Source organism: Olsenella uli (assembly GCF_016900775.1).
Classification (GTDB): Bacteria; Actinomycetota; Coriobacteriia; order Coriobacteriales; family Atopobiaceae; genus Thermophilibacter; species Thermophilibacter uli_A.
Genome location: NZ_JACJKN010000025.1, coordinates 1 through 13850, shown reverse-complemented (window position 1 = coordinate 13850; position 13850 = coordinate 1). Strand labels below are relative to the sequence as shown.

General features: G+C 70.8%; 12 protein-coding genes. All 12 read left to right on the top strand.

All coding sequences use genetic code 11. The features are described 5' to 3' along the window. The first annotated feature begins 115 nt into the window (after positions 1 to 115). The 12 genes from H6A23_RS10960 (at position 116) to H6A23_RS10905 (ending at position 13768) form a co-directional block, all read left to right on the top strand. Positions 116 to 1225, top strand: a complete 1110-nt coding sequence (locus tag H6A23_RS10960; RefSeq protein ID WP_204832211.1) for a DnaJ domain-containing protein — start codon at positions 116 to 118, stop codon at positions 1223 to 1225. A 102-nt stretch (positions 1226 to 1327) separates the two neighbouring features. Further along, complete coding sequence (dnaJ, locus tag H6A23_RS10955) at positions 1328 to 2548, top strand: molecular chaperone DnaJ (RefSeq protein ID WP_204832210.1); 1221 nt, start codon at positions 1328 to 1330, stop codon at positions 2546 to 2548. Beyond that, on the top strand, positions 2545 to 3948 hold the full coding sequence (locus H6A23_RS10950) for a MiaB/RimO family radical SAM methylthiotransferase (protein ID WP_353653067.1): 1404 nt from the start codon (positions 2545 to 2547) through the stop codon (positions 3946 to 3948). The genes dnaJ and H6A23_RS10950 overlap by 4 nt, the downstream gene beginning before the upstream one ends. A gap of 371 nt (positions 3949 to 4319) precedes the next feature. Further along, entirely contained in the window at positions 4320 to 5294 is a 975-nt protein-coding gene (locus H6A23_RS10945; protein ID WP_204832209.1) for a PhoH family protein, read from the top strand. Beyond that, entirely contained in the window at positions 5284 to 5796 is a 513-nt protein-coding gene (gene ybeY, locus H6A23_RS10940) for an rRNA maturation RNase YbeY (protein ID WP_204832208.1), read from the top strand. Before H6A23_RS10945 ends, ybeY begins: the two co-directional genes overlap by 11 nt. Continuing rightward, positions 5793 to 6170, top strand: coding sequence for a diacylglycerol kinase family protein (locus H6A23_RS10935; protein WP_204832207.1), 378 nt, complete (start codon positions 5793 to 5795; stop codon positions 6168 to 6170). The genes ybeY and H6A23_RS10935 overlap by 4 nt, the downstream gene beginning before the upstream one ends. A gap of 32 nt (positions 6171 to 6202) precedes the next feature. After that, positions 6203 to 7126, top strand: a complete 924-nt coding sequence (gene era / locus H6A23_RS10930) for a GTPase Era (protein WP_204832206.1) — start codon at positions 6203 to 6205, stop codon at positions 7124 to 7126. A 2-nt stretch (positions 7127 to 7128) separates the two neighbouring features. Beyond that, complete coding sequence (recO, locus tag H6A23_RS10925) at positions 7129 to 7881, top strand: DNA repair protein RecO (RefSeq protein WP_204832205.1); 753 nt, start codon at positions 7129 to 7131, stop codon at positions 7879 to 7881. A 117-nt stretch (positions 7882 to 7998) separates the two neighbouring features. Further along, entirely contained in the window at positions 7999 to 8718 is a 720-nt protein-coding gene (locus H6A23_RS10920; RefSeq protein ID WP_204832204.1) for a gamma-glutamyl-gamma-aminobutyrate hydrolase family protein, read from the top strand. A gap of 283 nt (positions 8719 to 9001) precedes the next feature. Further along, complete coding sequence (gene rpsO, locus H6A23_RS10915; RefSeq protein ID WP_167929329.1) at positions 9002 to 9280, top strand: 30S ribosomal protein S15; 279 nt, start codon at positions 9002 to 9004, stop codon at positions 9278 to 9280. 129 nt (positions 9281 to 9409) lie between these two features. Then, positions 9410 to 11653 (top strand): polyribonucleotide nucleotidyltransferase, encoded by a 2244-nt coding sequence (locus tag H6A23_RS10910; RefSeq protein ID WP_204832203.1) that lies wholly within the window; start codon positions 9410 to 9412, stop codon positions 11651 to 11653. Positions 11654 to 12103: 450 nt separating this feature from the next. Further along, complete coding sequence (locus tag H6A23_RS10905; RefSeq protein ID WP_204832202.1) at positions 12104 to 13768, top strand: ribonuclease J; 1665 nt, start codon at positions 12104 to 12106, stop codon at positions 13766 to 13768. The last annotated feature ends 82 nt before the right edge of the window (positions 13769 to 13850 follow it).

The window sequence follows — 13850 nt, the reverse complement described above, 5'->3', positions numbered from 1 at the left end:
CCTCCCGCCCCCGCGCATGTGGACCGCGCGGATACCGCCCGCTGCGGGAATGAACCCGCCGCCCACCGGATATAATCTCTCCATCTGTGTCACCACCAGCAGGGAGACCCGCCACATGGCATCGATGAACGACAAGGACTACTACGCCATCCTCGGCGTCGAGAAGGACGCCTCCACGGAGGAGATCCGAAAGGCGTTCCAGACCAAGGCCCGCAAGCTCCACCCGGACGTCAACAAGGCGCCGGACGCCGAGGAGCGCTTCAAGGAGGTCTCCGAGGCCTACGCCGTACTCTCGGACCCGGACAAGCGCAAGCGCTACGACGCCATGCGCTCCGGCTCGCCCTTCGCGGCGGGCGGCTACGGCGCGGGCGCGCCCCAGGGTGGCGGCTACGGGTACGACCCCTTCGGCGGGAGCCCCTTTGGCTGGGGGCCCTTCGGCGGGGGCTTCGGCGGCGCCGCCTCGCGCCGGCGCTCGCGCGCGTACAACCCCAAGGCGGGCGCCGATGTCATCTACGAGCTCACGGTGGACGCCAAGACGGCCGCCGAGGGCACGCGCCGCGGCGTCACCTACCAGCGCTACGCCCCCTGCGGCGTCTGCCATGGCTCGGGCTCGGTGGAGGCCGAGCACCCCGAGACCTGCCCCACGTGCGGCGGCTCGGGCCACATCACCGTAGACACGGGGCTCTTCGGCGTCATGATGATGACGTGCCCGGAGTGCGAGGGCACGGGCAAGGTCGTGGCGGACCCGTGCGCGGCCTGCGGCGGCACCGGGCGCACCCTCACGGCGAGCGAGGTCGTGATCGACGTGCCGGCCGGCAGCCACGACGGCGACGAGGTCAGAAAGCCCGGCATGGGCAACGCCGGCACCAACGGCTCCACGGCCGGCGACTTCGTCTGCCGCATCTGCGTGCCGGAGGAGCGGCTCACCCGCCGGCAGGCGGGCGGCTTCAACCTGGTGGGCTTTGCCGTGCCCTTCGCGGTCCTGGGCGCGCTCACGAGCACGCTCGCCTCGATGGCGCTCATCATCGTCATCCCGCTCGTGGTGGGCATCTACATGGTGGTCCGCGACGGCGTGCGCGCGAGCGGCCGCTGGTGGAGAAACGCCGGCGTGGCCGTGGCCAACGGCGCGTCCAACGGCCTCATGCTCGCCCTCTTCATGGTGATGATGTTCTCCTGCACCGCCGGCCTCGGGCGCGGGGGCTACATGGGCTACCGCTACTGGTAGTTTCAGAAAAGTGATAGCTTTGTGAGAGGCGGGGGCGTGCACCCCGCCTCTTTCAGGGTATAAGAACCTGCGGACAAGAACCAACAAGCTCTGGAGATGCACGTGGAACCAAAGAGGGACTACTACGAGGTGCTCGAGGTGCCTCGCGACGCCGATGCCAAGACGATCAAGCGCGCCTTCCTCAAGAAGGCCCGCAAGCTTCACCCGGACGTCTCGGACGCCCCGGACGCCGAGGAGAAGTTCAAGGAGGTCAACGAGGCGTACTCGGTCCTCTCTGACGACCAGAAGCGCGCCAACTACGACCGCTACGGCGACCCGAACGGACCCGCCGGCTTTGGCTCCGACTACGTGGACGTCTCCGACATCTTCGGCGGGGGCGGCTTTGGGTTTGGCGACATCTTCGACTCCTTCTTCGGCGGCGGCGCGGGCCGGGCGGCCGGCCAGGCGCGCACCCGCGGGCGCGACATGGGCATCCGCCTTACGGTGACCCTCGAGGAGGCCGCCGCCGGCTGCCACAAGACGGTGGCCTACACGCGCCTCGCCCCGTGCGAGGACTGCGGCGGCACGGGCGCGGCCGAGGGCGGGCGCATGCACACGTGCGAGCGCTGCCACGGCACCGGCCGCGTGGTGGAGGTCCAGCGCACGATCTTCGGCCAGATGCAGACGCAGACGACCTGCCCCGCCTGTCACGGCCAGGGCCAGGTCATCGACCACCCCTGCGAGACCTGCGAGGGCCAGGGCCGCACGCCCTCGCGCGAGAAGGTCGAGGTCCAGGTGCCCGCCGGCGTCCACTCCGGCCAGACCCTCACGGTGGAGGGCAAGGGCGAGGCGGGCGTGCGCGGCGACGCCTCGGGCAACCTCGTCGTGAGCATCGAGGTCAAGGAGTCCGACCGCTTCGAGCGGCGCGGCGACGACCTCTTCTGCACCGTGCGCGTGGACGCGCTGCAGGCCATCCTCGGCACCACCGTCACCATCGACGGCATCATGGAGAGCGAGCGCGTGACCGTGGAGGTGCCCGCCGGGTGCCAGTTCGGCCAGCAGGTCGTGGTGGAGCGCAAGGGCATGCCGCGCATGGGCATGATCGCCCGCGGCAACCTCGTGGCCGTGGTGCAGGTGGAGACCCCGCGCGACCTCACCAAGAAGCAGCTGCTGGACGTGGCCGCGATCGTGGCCGAGCGCACCCTCGGGGAGGAGGGCGAGAAGGGCGTCGACAAGGACGCGGCGGAGGCCGAGGGCTTCTCGGCGGCCGCCGAGAACGTGGCCGAGCACTTCGCCAAGGAGCGCTGGCACGCGCCCAAGAACCCCTTCAGGGGCCGCAAGTGACGCCGCCCCCCGCGGCGGCCGGGCGCGGGACGTCCGCGCGCGTCGCCCTGGTGAACCTCGGCTGCCGCGTGAACCGCGTGGAGCTCGACCGCATGGCCCTCGAGCTGGAGCGCTCCGGCGCGGAGCTCGTTCCCGAGGGCGAGGCGGACGTCGTCATCGTCAACACCTGCGCCGTCACCGGCGAGGCCGAGGCCAAGACGAGAAAGGCGGTGCGCCGCGCGGCCGCCCTGCCGCAGGCCCCGCTCGTGGTGGCCACGGGTTGCGTCGCCAGCCTGTTCTCCGACGAGCTTGCCGCGCTCGCGTCCAACGTCGTGGTGGAGCGGGACAAGTCCCGCGTGGCCGGCCGCGCGCTCGAGGCGCTGGGGCTCGCCGCGGGCGGGGCCCCGGACGCCGTGTTCGGCGGGGCGTCGAGCATGCCCCTATGCACAGAACCCGCCCCCGCGGGGTGCGATTCCGTGCGTGGGGGCATGCTCGACGGCGGGGCAGCTGCGGCCGGCCCGGCGCGCGCGGACGCGGTCACGCCCACCGGCCGCACGCGGCCCGGAATCAAGATCCAGGACGGCTGCGACAATCGCTGCACCTACTGCATCGTCTGGCGGGCGCGCGGCGCCGCGCGGAGCGTGCCCCCCGAGCGGGTGCTCGCCGAGGTCCGCGCCGCCATGGCCCGCGGCGCGCGCGAGGTCGTCCTCACGGGCATCAACCTGGGGAGCTACCGCGCGGCGGACGAGCGCGGGCGCGAGCTCGACCTGCCGGCGCTGCTCGAGGTCCTTCTCGCCGAGACCGCGGTCGAGCGGGTGCGGCTCTCGTCGATCGAGCCGCCCGACGTGACGGCGCGGCTCTGCTCCGTGATGGCCGCCTCCGGGGGGCGCGTGGCCCCGTTCCTCCACGTGTGCCTGCAGTCCGGCTGCGACGAGACGCTGCGCCGCATGGCGCGCGTCTACCGCACGGACCTCTTCCGCCGCGTGGCGGAGACGGCCCGCGCGCACGTGCCCGGCATCGCCCTCAGCACGGACCTCATCGTGGGCTTTCCCGGGGAGACCGAGGAGGAGTTCGAGTGCAGCCTCGCCTTCTGCCGCGAGATGCGCTTCTCGTGGATGCACGTCTTCCGCTACTCGCGCCGGCCGGGCACGCCCGCGGCGACGATGCCCGCCCAGGTCCCGGCGGGCGTCTCCGCCGAGCGGAGCCGCCGGGCGCGCGAGCTCGCGCACGAGATGCGCCTCGCCGAGGCCGCGCGGCTCGTGGGCACGGAGGACCTCGTCCTCGTGCAGTACCCCGGGCGCGCGGTCTCCGGCGGCCTCTTCGACGTGACGCTGGACGCCTCGGTCCCCGTGGACTCCCTCGTGCGGGTGCGCCTCGCCGCCGTCGGCGCGGACGCCACCCTCGCGGCCGAGCTGCTGTAGGGGCCTCGCCCGCGCGCCCTTCTCGCCCGCGCTTAGAAAGCCGCGGTCGTTGCGGGCTTTGGGGCCTCCCTGCTTAGGCTATCGAGGTCGTTGCGGCCGGGCGAGGCAGGTTCCGGGGCGAGAAGGACCTGCGGGCTGCGACGGCCGCGGTTTCCTAAGCAACTCCCGCGCTACGACCCCGATTCCCTAACGGGGCGCCGTCCTTGCGTCGGGCCGTGGCCCCGCCGCCCTGCAGCGACCCCGCTTTTCTAACCGCGCCACCGAGGCGGGCGGCAACGGCCGCGGTTCTCTAACCGCCGCGCCGGCGCGTGCCGCGAGCCCTCGACCTCGCCATGGGCTATCATCGAGTGAGCCTACCCAACAGGAGGAGCATGGAGCCAACCCAGGTTCGTCTCACAATCCCCGACTCCGTCGACCCGACGGCCGTCATGGGCCCCGCCGACGCGCTGCTGCGCCGCGTGGAGGCGGCCTTCGACGCCATGATCTCCGTGCGGGGGAGCTACGTCACCGTGTCCGGCCCGGCCGACGTCGTCGACCAGGTGACCTCGGTCTTCTCGCGCCTCATCCGGCTCGTCGAGGCGGGGGAGGCGCCGAGCGCGGGCGAGGTCGACGTCATCGTGGACCAGGTGCGCCACGGCGCCGCGCGCGCGGACCTCGTCGGGGACGACATCCTGCTCACCTACCGCGGCCGGGCCATCCGCCCCAAGACGGCCGGCCAGAAGCGCTACGTGGACGCCATTCGCCGCAACACCGTCACCTTTGGCATCGGCCCCGCCGGCACCGGCAAGACCTACCTCGCCATGGCGATGGCCGTGGCGGCCCTCAAGCGCCGCGAGGTGGGGCGCATCGTGCTCGCGCGCCCCGTCGTGGAGGCGGGGGAGTCCCTCGGCTTTCTCCCCGGCACGCTGCAGGAGAAGCTCGACCCGTACGTGCGCCCGCTCTACGACGCGCTCTTCGACATGACGGACATCGAGAAGGGCAACGCCCTCATCGAGCAGGGCATCATCGAGATAGCGCCGCTCGCCTACATGCGCGGGCGCACGTTCAACAACGCCTTCGTCATCCTCGACGAGGCCCAGAACACCACGCCCGAGCAGATGAAGATGTTCCTCACGCGCCTGGGCTTCTCGTCCACCTTCGTGGTGACGGGGGACGCCTCCCAGCGTGACCTTCCCGGCGAGGGCGGGCTGGAGTCGGCGCGGCGCGCGCTCTCGGGGCTCGAGGACGTCGCCTTCGTCGACCTCGACCGGAACGACATCGTCCGCCACGCGCTCGTCGCCCGCATCGTGGACGCCTACGAGGCCGCGGCGCGCGCGGGGCAGGAGGGAGAGCGGCATGGCCGATAACGAGTACGACCTCTTCGTGGAGGAGGGCGTCAGCTGCGCGCTCGCGCAGGAGGAGCTGCGCGCCGCCTGCGACGCCGTGCTCGCCCACGAGGGCGTGGGCCGCCCGTGCTCGGTCTCCGTCTCCGTGGTGGGCGAGCCCCGCATGCGCGAGATCAACGCCGAGTGGCGCGACGTCGACGCCGCGACGGACGTCATCTCCATCGAGTGCGAGCGGCCGGACGACCCCTCGCTCGCGCCCGGCGAGCCCTGCGAGCTCGGCGACATCGTCATAGCCCCGGACTACATCGCCCGGCAGGCCGCGGCCTTCGGCACGACGCCGGCGGACGAGACGCGCCTCATGCTCGTGCACGGCATGCTCCACCTCCTGGGGCACGACCACCTCGACGACGCCTCGGCCGAGGCCATGGAGGCGCTCGAGGAGGACATCCTCGCCGGGATGCCCACCGACGGAACCGTCGACCGCGTGGTCCTCACGCGCCACCGCGAGGAGGACGACGCATGATCCCCGGCTCCAAGAGCGACCACCCCGGCTTCCGGAAGAGCTTCCTCTTCGCGATGCAGGGCTTCCGCACCGCCGTCACCACCGAGCGCAACATCAAGGTGATGCTCGCCGCGGGCGCGTGCGCCGTCGTGGCCGGGCTCGTGGTCGGGCTCGACCTCCTGAGCTGGGCCGTCGTCATCCTGTGCTGCGGCGTCGTCATCATGGCCGAGCTCTTCAACACCGCGGTCGAGACCGTGGTGGACCTCGTGTCCCCGGAGTTCCACCCGCTCGCCGGCCGCGCCAAGGACATCGCCGCGGCGGCGGTCTGGGTGCTCTCGACGCTCGTCGCCGTCGTGGGCATCCTCGTCTTCGCCAACGCCATCTTCTTCGACTAGGGGCCCTCGGGCCCGCCTTTGGAGGTCATCACATGAGCAAAGAGCGTGCCGAGAAGGACGTGCCGTTCAGGAGCGGCTTCGTCGCCCTGGTGGGCCGCCCCAACGCCGGCAAGTCGACCCTGCTCAACGCCTGCATGGGCGAGAAGGTCGCCATCACGAGCCCCGTGGCGCAGACCACGCGCCGGCGCATGCGCGCCGTCATCAACACGCCGACCTCGCAGCTCGTGATCATCGACACGCCCGGCCTGCATAAGCCCAAGGACGCGCTCGGCAGCGAGCTCAACAAGAGCGCCCTCGGCGAGCTCGCGGACGCCGACGCGGTGGCCTTCCTCGTGGACGCCACCAAGCCGGTGGGCCGCGGGGACGAGTGGGTGGCCAACCACGTCGCGCGCGCCGAGGCGGACTACAAGCTCCTCGTGCTCACCAAGGCCGACATCGCCGGCCCCGAGCAGGTGGCCGCGCAGCTCGCGGCCGCGCGCGCCCTCTGCGACTTCGACGACGAGCTCGTGGTCTCCGCGCGCGAGGGCTTCAACGTGGACGCCTTCGTTGGCCTGGTCTCCGAGCACCTGCCGGAGGGGCCGCGGTGGTTCCCCGAGGGCATGGACGTCGACGCCACCCCCGAGGACCTCGTCGCCGAGTTCGTGCGCGAGAAGCTCTTCCTGCACCTGCGCCAGGAGCTCCCGCACTCGGTGGGCGTCCTCTGCGAGAGCCTCGAGTACGCCGACGACGGGCACGCCTCCATCGCGGCCACCATCCTCGTGGAGCGCTCCGGCCAGAAGGGGATCGTGCTCGGGAAGGGCGGCCAGATGATCAAGCGCGTGGGCACGGAGGCGCGCCGCGACATCGAGCGGCTGCTCGGCTGCAGGGTCTTCCTCGACCTCACGGTGCGCGTGGCCCCCGCCTGGCGCCGCGACGAGCGCGAGATCCGCCGCCTGGGCTACTCCTCGGAGGACTAGGCGTGCCCGGCGGGAGGCGCACCTATCGCGCGCGGGCGGTCGTGCTCGACCGCACCAAGCTCGGCGAGCAGGACCTCATCCTGACGCTCCTCTCCCAGGACGGATCGCAGCTGCGCGCCGTCGCCAAGGGCGCCCGCAAGCCCGGGGGCCGCCTCGCCGCGCGCGCCGAGCTCTTCTCGGAGGACGACTTCCTGCTCGCCAAGGGCCGCTCGCTCGACGTGGTCTCCGAGGCCTCGCTCGTCGAGCCCCACGCCCGCCTGCGCGGCGACTACGAGCGCGTCTCCGCGGCGAGCGCCGTGGCCGAGATCGCGCGCCTCACCTGCTATGAGGACGCGCCCGACCCCTTCCTGCACCCCATCTGCTCGCGGGCGCTCGCCGCCTGCGAGGAGGCCGCCGACCAGCCCCACCTCGACCTCGTCGTCGCGGCCTACGCGCTGAAGGTGCTCGCCCACGGCGGCTGGCGCCCGGAGCTTACGGGCTGCGCCGCGTGCGGCGACGAGGCCGTCTCGTACTTCTCGGCGGCCATGGGCGGGGCGCTCTGCTCCTCCTGCGCCCGCGAGGTGGCGGGGGCGCAGGAGGTCAGCCCCTCCCAGCTCGCGTGGCTGCGTGCGCTCATCGGCCTCACGTTCGACGAGCTCCTCGCCGCCCCGGTCGACCCCGAGACGGCGGTCTTCCTCCTCGGCGTGGCCCACACGTGGGCGGTGACCCACCTCGACTGCCGCCTACGCGCGATGGAGTTCTGCCTCTCCGCATGAGGCTGCCGCCGCATCGTGCAAAAGTGACAGTCACTTATTGCACGAACGCGCCCCTTTGGGCGCGCGAGTTGGGGCATAATGGGCGGCCGATGTTCCAGCGAGAGGGGAGAGCCCGCCATGTCAGAGATGCCCATCATCGGCGTCGTGCCGCTCGTCGACTACGGCCGCGAGAGCCTGTGGATGCTGCCGGGGTACTTCGACGCCGTCCTCGAGGCGGGCGGCGTGCCCGCGATGCTGCCGCTCACGGCGGACGCGGCGGCCCTGTCGCGCGCGCTTGACGCCGTGGACGGCCTCGTCGTGACCGGCGGCCAGGACGTCGACCCCGCCCGCTACGGCTGCGAGGACCCCGCGGCCGCGGCCCTCTGCGGGGAGCTCTGCCGCGAGCGCGACGCCATGGAGGCGCTCCTCCTCCCGGCGGCGCTGGAGCGCGACCTGCCCCTGCTCGGCATCTGCCGCGGCATCCAGGCGCTCAACACAGTCCTGGGCGGCACGCTCTGGCAGGACCTCCCCAAGCAGCGCCCCTCCGCGGTGGAGCACCACGGCCAGCCGCCCTACGACCAGCCCACCCACCCGGTCGAGGTCCTGGCCGAGACGCCCCTCGCCGCGTGCCTCGGCGCGGGCGAGCTCGCGGTCAACAGCTACCACCACCAGGCCCTGCGCGACGTGGCGCCCGGGCTTGAGGTCATGGCCTCGGCGGCCGACGGCGTGGTCGAGGCCGTGTGGCGGCCCGCATCGCGCTTCTGCTGGGCGGTGCAGTGGCACCCCGAGTTCATGCACGCCGTCGACGAGCCGAGCCGCAAGATCTTCTCGGCCCTGGTGGCGGCGGCCCGCGGGTAGGCGCCGCGCGCCGAGTGGCCGCACCTGCCGCCGAGTGACGGGTTTTGACCGGACGGCGGCCTCAGGGGAGGCCCGTCCGTCCAAAACGCGTCACTCGTTCCGGGGCGGCGGGACACGGGCCCGGCGTCGCGGCGCCCCGCGCAACCGTGGATTTTCTGCCGAGAAGGACCCGTGCCCGCGGCTGTGCTACACTACCGCAGGTCAGTACCCCGTACCTGGAGGCGCGCCAACTGCCTGACGGCCTTCCCAGTTCGGGGCGAATCTCTGTGAAAGGTGGTTTGACATGGCAGTTTCGAAGGAGCGCAAGGCTGAGCTCGTCGCGCAGTACGGCGCCAACGACAAGGACTCCGGTTCCGCCGAGGTCCAGGTGGCCCTGCTCACCGAGCGCATCAAGGGCCTGACCGAGCACATGAAGACGCACCCGAAGGACTTCCACACCCGTCGTGGCCTCCTCATGCTCGTCGGCAAGCGTCGTCGCCTGCTGTCCTACATCAAGGCTCGCAACATCGAGGACTACCGCACCCTCATCAAGAGCCTCGGCATCCGCGACAACATCCAGTAGAGCGGTTCTTCGGAGGGGCGCCCGCGGGCGCCCCTTCTTTGGTTTGTCCGCGAGAAGCGCGGACGGGCGGCCGGCCGGCCGCCGAGACGGCCCGCCTGCAATGGGGCAGGCGGAGATAAGGGAAAAGACATGGCAAAGGTTACACACGAGTTCGACCTCTACGGCAAGCACTACGTGCTCGAGACCGGCGAGCTGGCCAAGCAGGCCACCGGATCGTGCCTCGTCAAGTGCGGCGACTCCACGGTCCTGCTCACCGCGGTGGTGTCCAAGGAGCGCAAGGACTACGACTTCTTCCCGCTGACGGTCGACTTCATCGAGAAGATGTACGCCGTGGGCCGCATCCCCGGCGGCTACCTCAAGCGCGAGGCGCGCCCGTCCGAGAAGGCCACCCTCACGGCCCGCATGATCGACCGGCCCCTCCGCCCGTCCTTCCCGGCCGGCTTCCGCAACGAGGTCCAGGTCGTTGCCACCACGCTCGTGGCCGACCAGGTGAACCCCGTCGACACCATCTGCATCATGGCGGCCTCGGCGGCCCTCACCGTGGGCGGCGTGCCCTTCGAGGGCCCGCTCGCCTGCGTGCGCATCGGCCGCGACCGCGACACCCACGAGTTCATCGTGAACCCCACCTACGAGGAGCGCGACAACTCCGACCTCGACCTCGAGCTCGGCGGCGCCGAGGGCTTCATCTCCATGCTCGAGGCCGGCGCCGAGGAGATCTCCGAGGAGGACATGCTCGCCGCCATGGCCTTTGGCCAGGAGGCCATCGCCGCCTTCTGCGCCGAGCAGCAGAAGTTCTTCGAGAAGGTCCGCGCCACCAACGGCGAGTTCCCGGTGCGCGAGTACATCCTCGACGAGCCCATCGCCGAGGTCCACGACCGCGTCTTCGCCCACTACGACGAGATGGAGGCCGCCCTCAAGGACGCCGACAAGCTCTCGCGCATCGGCAAGGTCGAGGCCCTGAAGGCCGCCATCAAGGCCGAGTTCAGCGAGGAGGAGCAGGCCCAGTGGAGCCGCGCCATCCCCGTGGAGCTCAAGGCCCTCGAGAAGCATGCCATGCGCCTCATGGTCGTCGAGACCGGCGAGCGCGTGGACGGCCGCACGCCCACCGAGGTGCGCCCGCTCATGGTCAAGGGAGACTACCTCCCGCGCGTCCACGGCTCCGGCCTCTTCCAGCGCGGCCAGACGCAGGTCCTCTCCGTCTGCACCCTCGGCATGCTCAACGAATGGCAGCGCCTCGACACCATCGAGCCCGTCGACGGCAAGCGCTACATCCACCACTACAACTTCCCGCCCTACTGCACCGGCGAGACCGGCCGCATGGGCAGCCCCAAGCGCCGCGAGATCGGCCACGGCAACCTCGCCGAGCGGGCGCTGCTCCCGGTGATCCCGTCCGAGGACGAGTTCCCCTACACCATCCGCGTGGTCTCCGAGGTCATGGAGTCCAACGGCTCCTCCTCGATGGCCTCCACCTGCGGCTCCACGCTCGCCCTCATGGACGCCGGCGTGCCGCTCAAGCGCCCGGTCTCCGGCGTGGCCATGGGCCTCATCCAGGAGGAGGGCAAGACCGTCGTCCTCACGGACATCCAGGGCCTCGAGGACTTCCTCGGCGACATGGACTTCAAGGTGACCGGTACCACCAAGGGCATCACCGCCATGCAGATGGACAACAAGGCCACCGGCCTCACGCCGGAGATCCTGCGCTCCGCGCTCATGCAGGCGCACGAGGGCCGCATGTTCATCCTCGACGCCATGCTCGACGCCGTGCCCGCCGTGCGCGCCGAGACCAAGGACTCCGCGCCGCAGATCATCAGCCTGCAGATCCCCACGGACAAGATCCGCGACGTCATCGGCTCCGGCGGCAAGGTCATCCGCGGCATCCAGGAGGACACCGGCGCCACGATCGACATCCAGGAGGACGGCACCGTCTTCATCGCCGGCGTGGGCAGCGCCGCGGACGCCGCGGCCGAGCGCATCAAGGCCATCGTCAAGGTCCCCGAGGTGGGCGAGGAGTACACCGGTCGCGTCGTGGGCATCCAGCCCTTCGGCGCCTTCGTCGAGCTCCTGCCCGGCAAGGACGGCCTGCTCCACATCTCCCGCGTGGCGCAGGGCCGCGTTGACAAGGTCGAGGACGTCCTCAACATCGGCGACGAGGTCAAGGTCCGCGTCCTCGAGGTCGACGAGAAGGGCAAGATCAGCCTCGACCGCATCGACAAGCCCGAGGCCCCGGCCGGCTCCGGCCACGCCCGCTCCCACGAGGGCGGCGAGAAGGACCGCCCGCGCCGCGAGCACCGCGCACCGCGCCGCCGTCCCGGCGACAACGGCGGCGACAAGGGTGGCGAGAAGCGCCAGCCGCGCCGCCACCACGGGGCGTAAGGGCGCAGGTCCCATCCTCTGACGCCATGGCGGCCCGGGCGTTCCCCCAGGAAGTGCGCTACGCGGAACTTCCTTGCGGAACGCCCGGGCCGCTCGTCACCCGGCGGCCCTTCCTGCCGCCGGGTTTTTGTGGCGGCTGCCATTTTTGCCACGAAGTGCACCGTCATTTCCGGGCCGCGCGGTGCTGAGGGGCCGTGACGGCGACTGAAGCCCAGTTGAAAATGATTGAGTAACTTATCTTTTGCCGGAAGCGCCGGAAAGACGGTGCACTTCACGGCAAAAATGGCAGATGCCTCGGGGGCGCCGCGTGAAACTCTCGTGGGGGTGCGCGGACCCCTCCGCTTCTCGACTACAATTGTCGGGTATGCGAATTGGCGCGGCCGGCGGGTCAGCTCCGCCCGGCCGTCTCATATGACCCGACCGATCACCCCCGAAAGGAATCGCCCAGGAATGCCCAAGAAAGACACCGCCCTCAAGATCATCCCGCTGGGAGGCCTTGACGGCATCGGCAAGAACATGACCGCCTTCGAGTACGGCGGTGACATGGTCCTCGTTGACGCCGGCCTGATGTTCCCCGACGAGGGCCAGCCCGGCATCGACCTCATTCTGCCGGACTACACCTACGTGCTGGAGAACGAGGAGAAGCTCCGCGGCATCATCATCACCCACGGCCACGAGGACCACACGGGCGCGCTCCCGTTCCTCCTGCAGGACCTCACGCGCAAGGTGCCCATCTACTCGAGCAAGCTCACCCTCGGCATCATCGAGGGCAAGCTCGCCGAGCACAACATCCGCTCGCCCAAGTTCCGCGAGGTGAGCGACGGCTCCACGATCACGCTCGGGGCCTTCACCATCACGTTCTTCTCGATGACCCACTCCATCCCGGCCGCCTTCGGCGTCTTCATGTCCACGCCGGCGGGCACCGTCATGCACACCGGCGACTTCAAGTTCGACCAGACGCCCATCGACGGCCGCCGCCCCAACTTCCAGGCCATCAACAAGTTCGGCGCCTCGGGGGTTGACCTCCTGCTCTCGGACTCCACCAACGCGACGCGCCCGGGCTTCACGCCGTCGGAGGCCGCCGTGGGCCGCGACCTGCGCCACGTCATCAAGAACGCGCCGGGCCGCGTCTTCGTGGCCGCGTTCTCGAGCCACATCCACCGCCTGCAGCAGATCTGCGACGCCTCCGTGGCGGTGGGCCGCAAGGTCGTGGTGACGGGCCGCTCCATGCTCACCAACACCAAGGTGGCGCGCGAGCTCGGCTACCTCTCCATCGACGAGGAGAACATCATCGACGCCTACGACGTCGACCGCATCCCCGACGAGAAGATCGTCGTGCTCTGCACCGGCAGCCAGGGCGAGCCGCTCTCCGCGCTCGCGCGCATGGCCAACGGCGAGCACAAGTCCCTCTCGATCCACGAGTCCGACACGGTGATCATCTCCGCCACGCCGATCCCGGGCAACGAGAAGAGCGTGCAGTCTATTGTCAACTCGCTCTCCAAGATCGGGTGCGAGATCTTCGACAAGTCCAAGGGCCTCGTCCACGTCTCGGGCCACGCGAGCCAGGAGGAGCTCAAGCTCATGCTCGCCATGGCCAAGCCCCGCTACTTCATGCCGGTCCACGGCGAGGCGCAGCACCTGCGCGCCCACGCCGAGCTCGGCGTCCAGATGGGGGTGCCGGCCGAGCGCGTCTTCGTGCTCGACAACGGCGACTCGCTCGAGATGGTCCGCCACAAGGTGCGCCGCGGCCGCGCGGTGGAGTCCGGCGTGGTCTACGTGGACGGCGGCACCGTCACCGAGGCCAACCCGATGGTCCTGCGCGACCGCCAGAAGCTCGGCGCCGACGGCGTGGTGAGCTGCACCGTGGTGGTCTCCAAGCGCACGGGCTCGGTGAGCGCCGTGGAGGTCTTCGGGCGGGGCGTCTCGTCCTCGACCGACGAGCTGCTCGACGGCGAGGCGCAGAAGCTCGTCCGCGCCCAGGTCGAGAAGCTCGCCCGCTCCGACGGCTCGAGCATCGAGGCCCTGCGCCGCGGCGTCCGCAACACGCTCTCCAACCTGCTCTGGAACAAGACGCACACGCGGCCGATGATCATACCGGTCGTGATGGAGGTCTAGATGCCCTCGAAACGCACCTCAAACGCAGCACGCGGCAGGGGGGCGTCCGGGAAGGGGAGGGGCCTGTCTCTTATACACATCT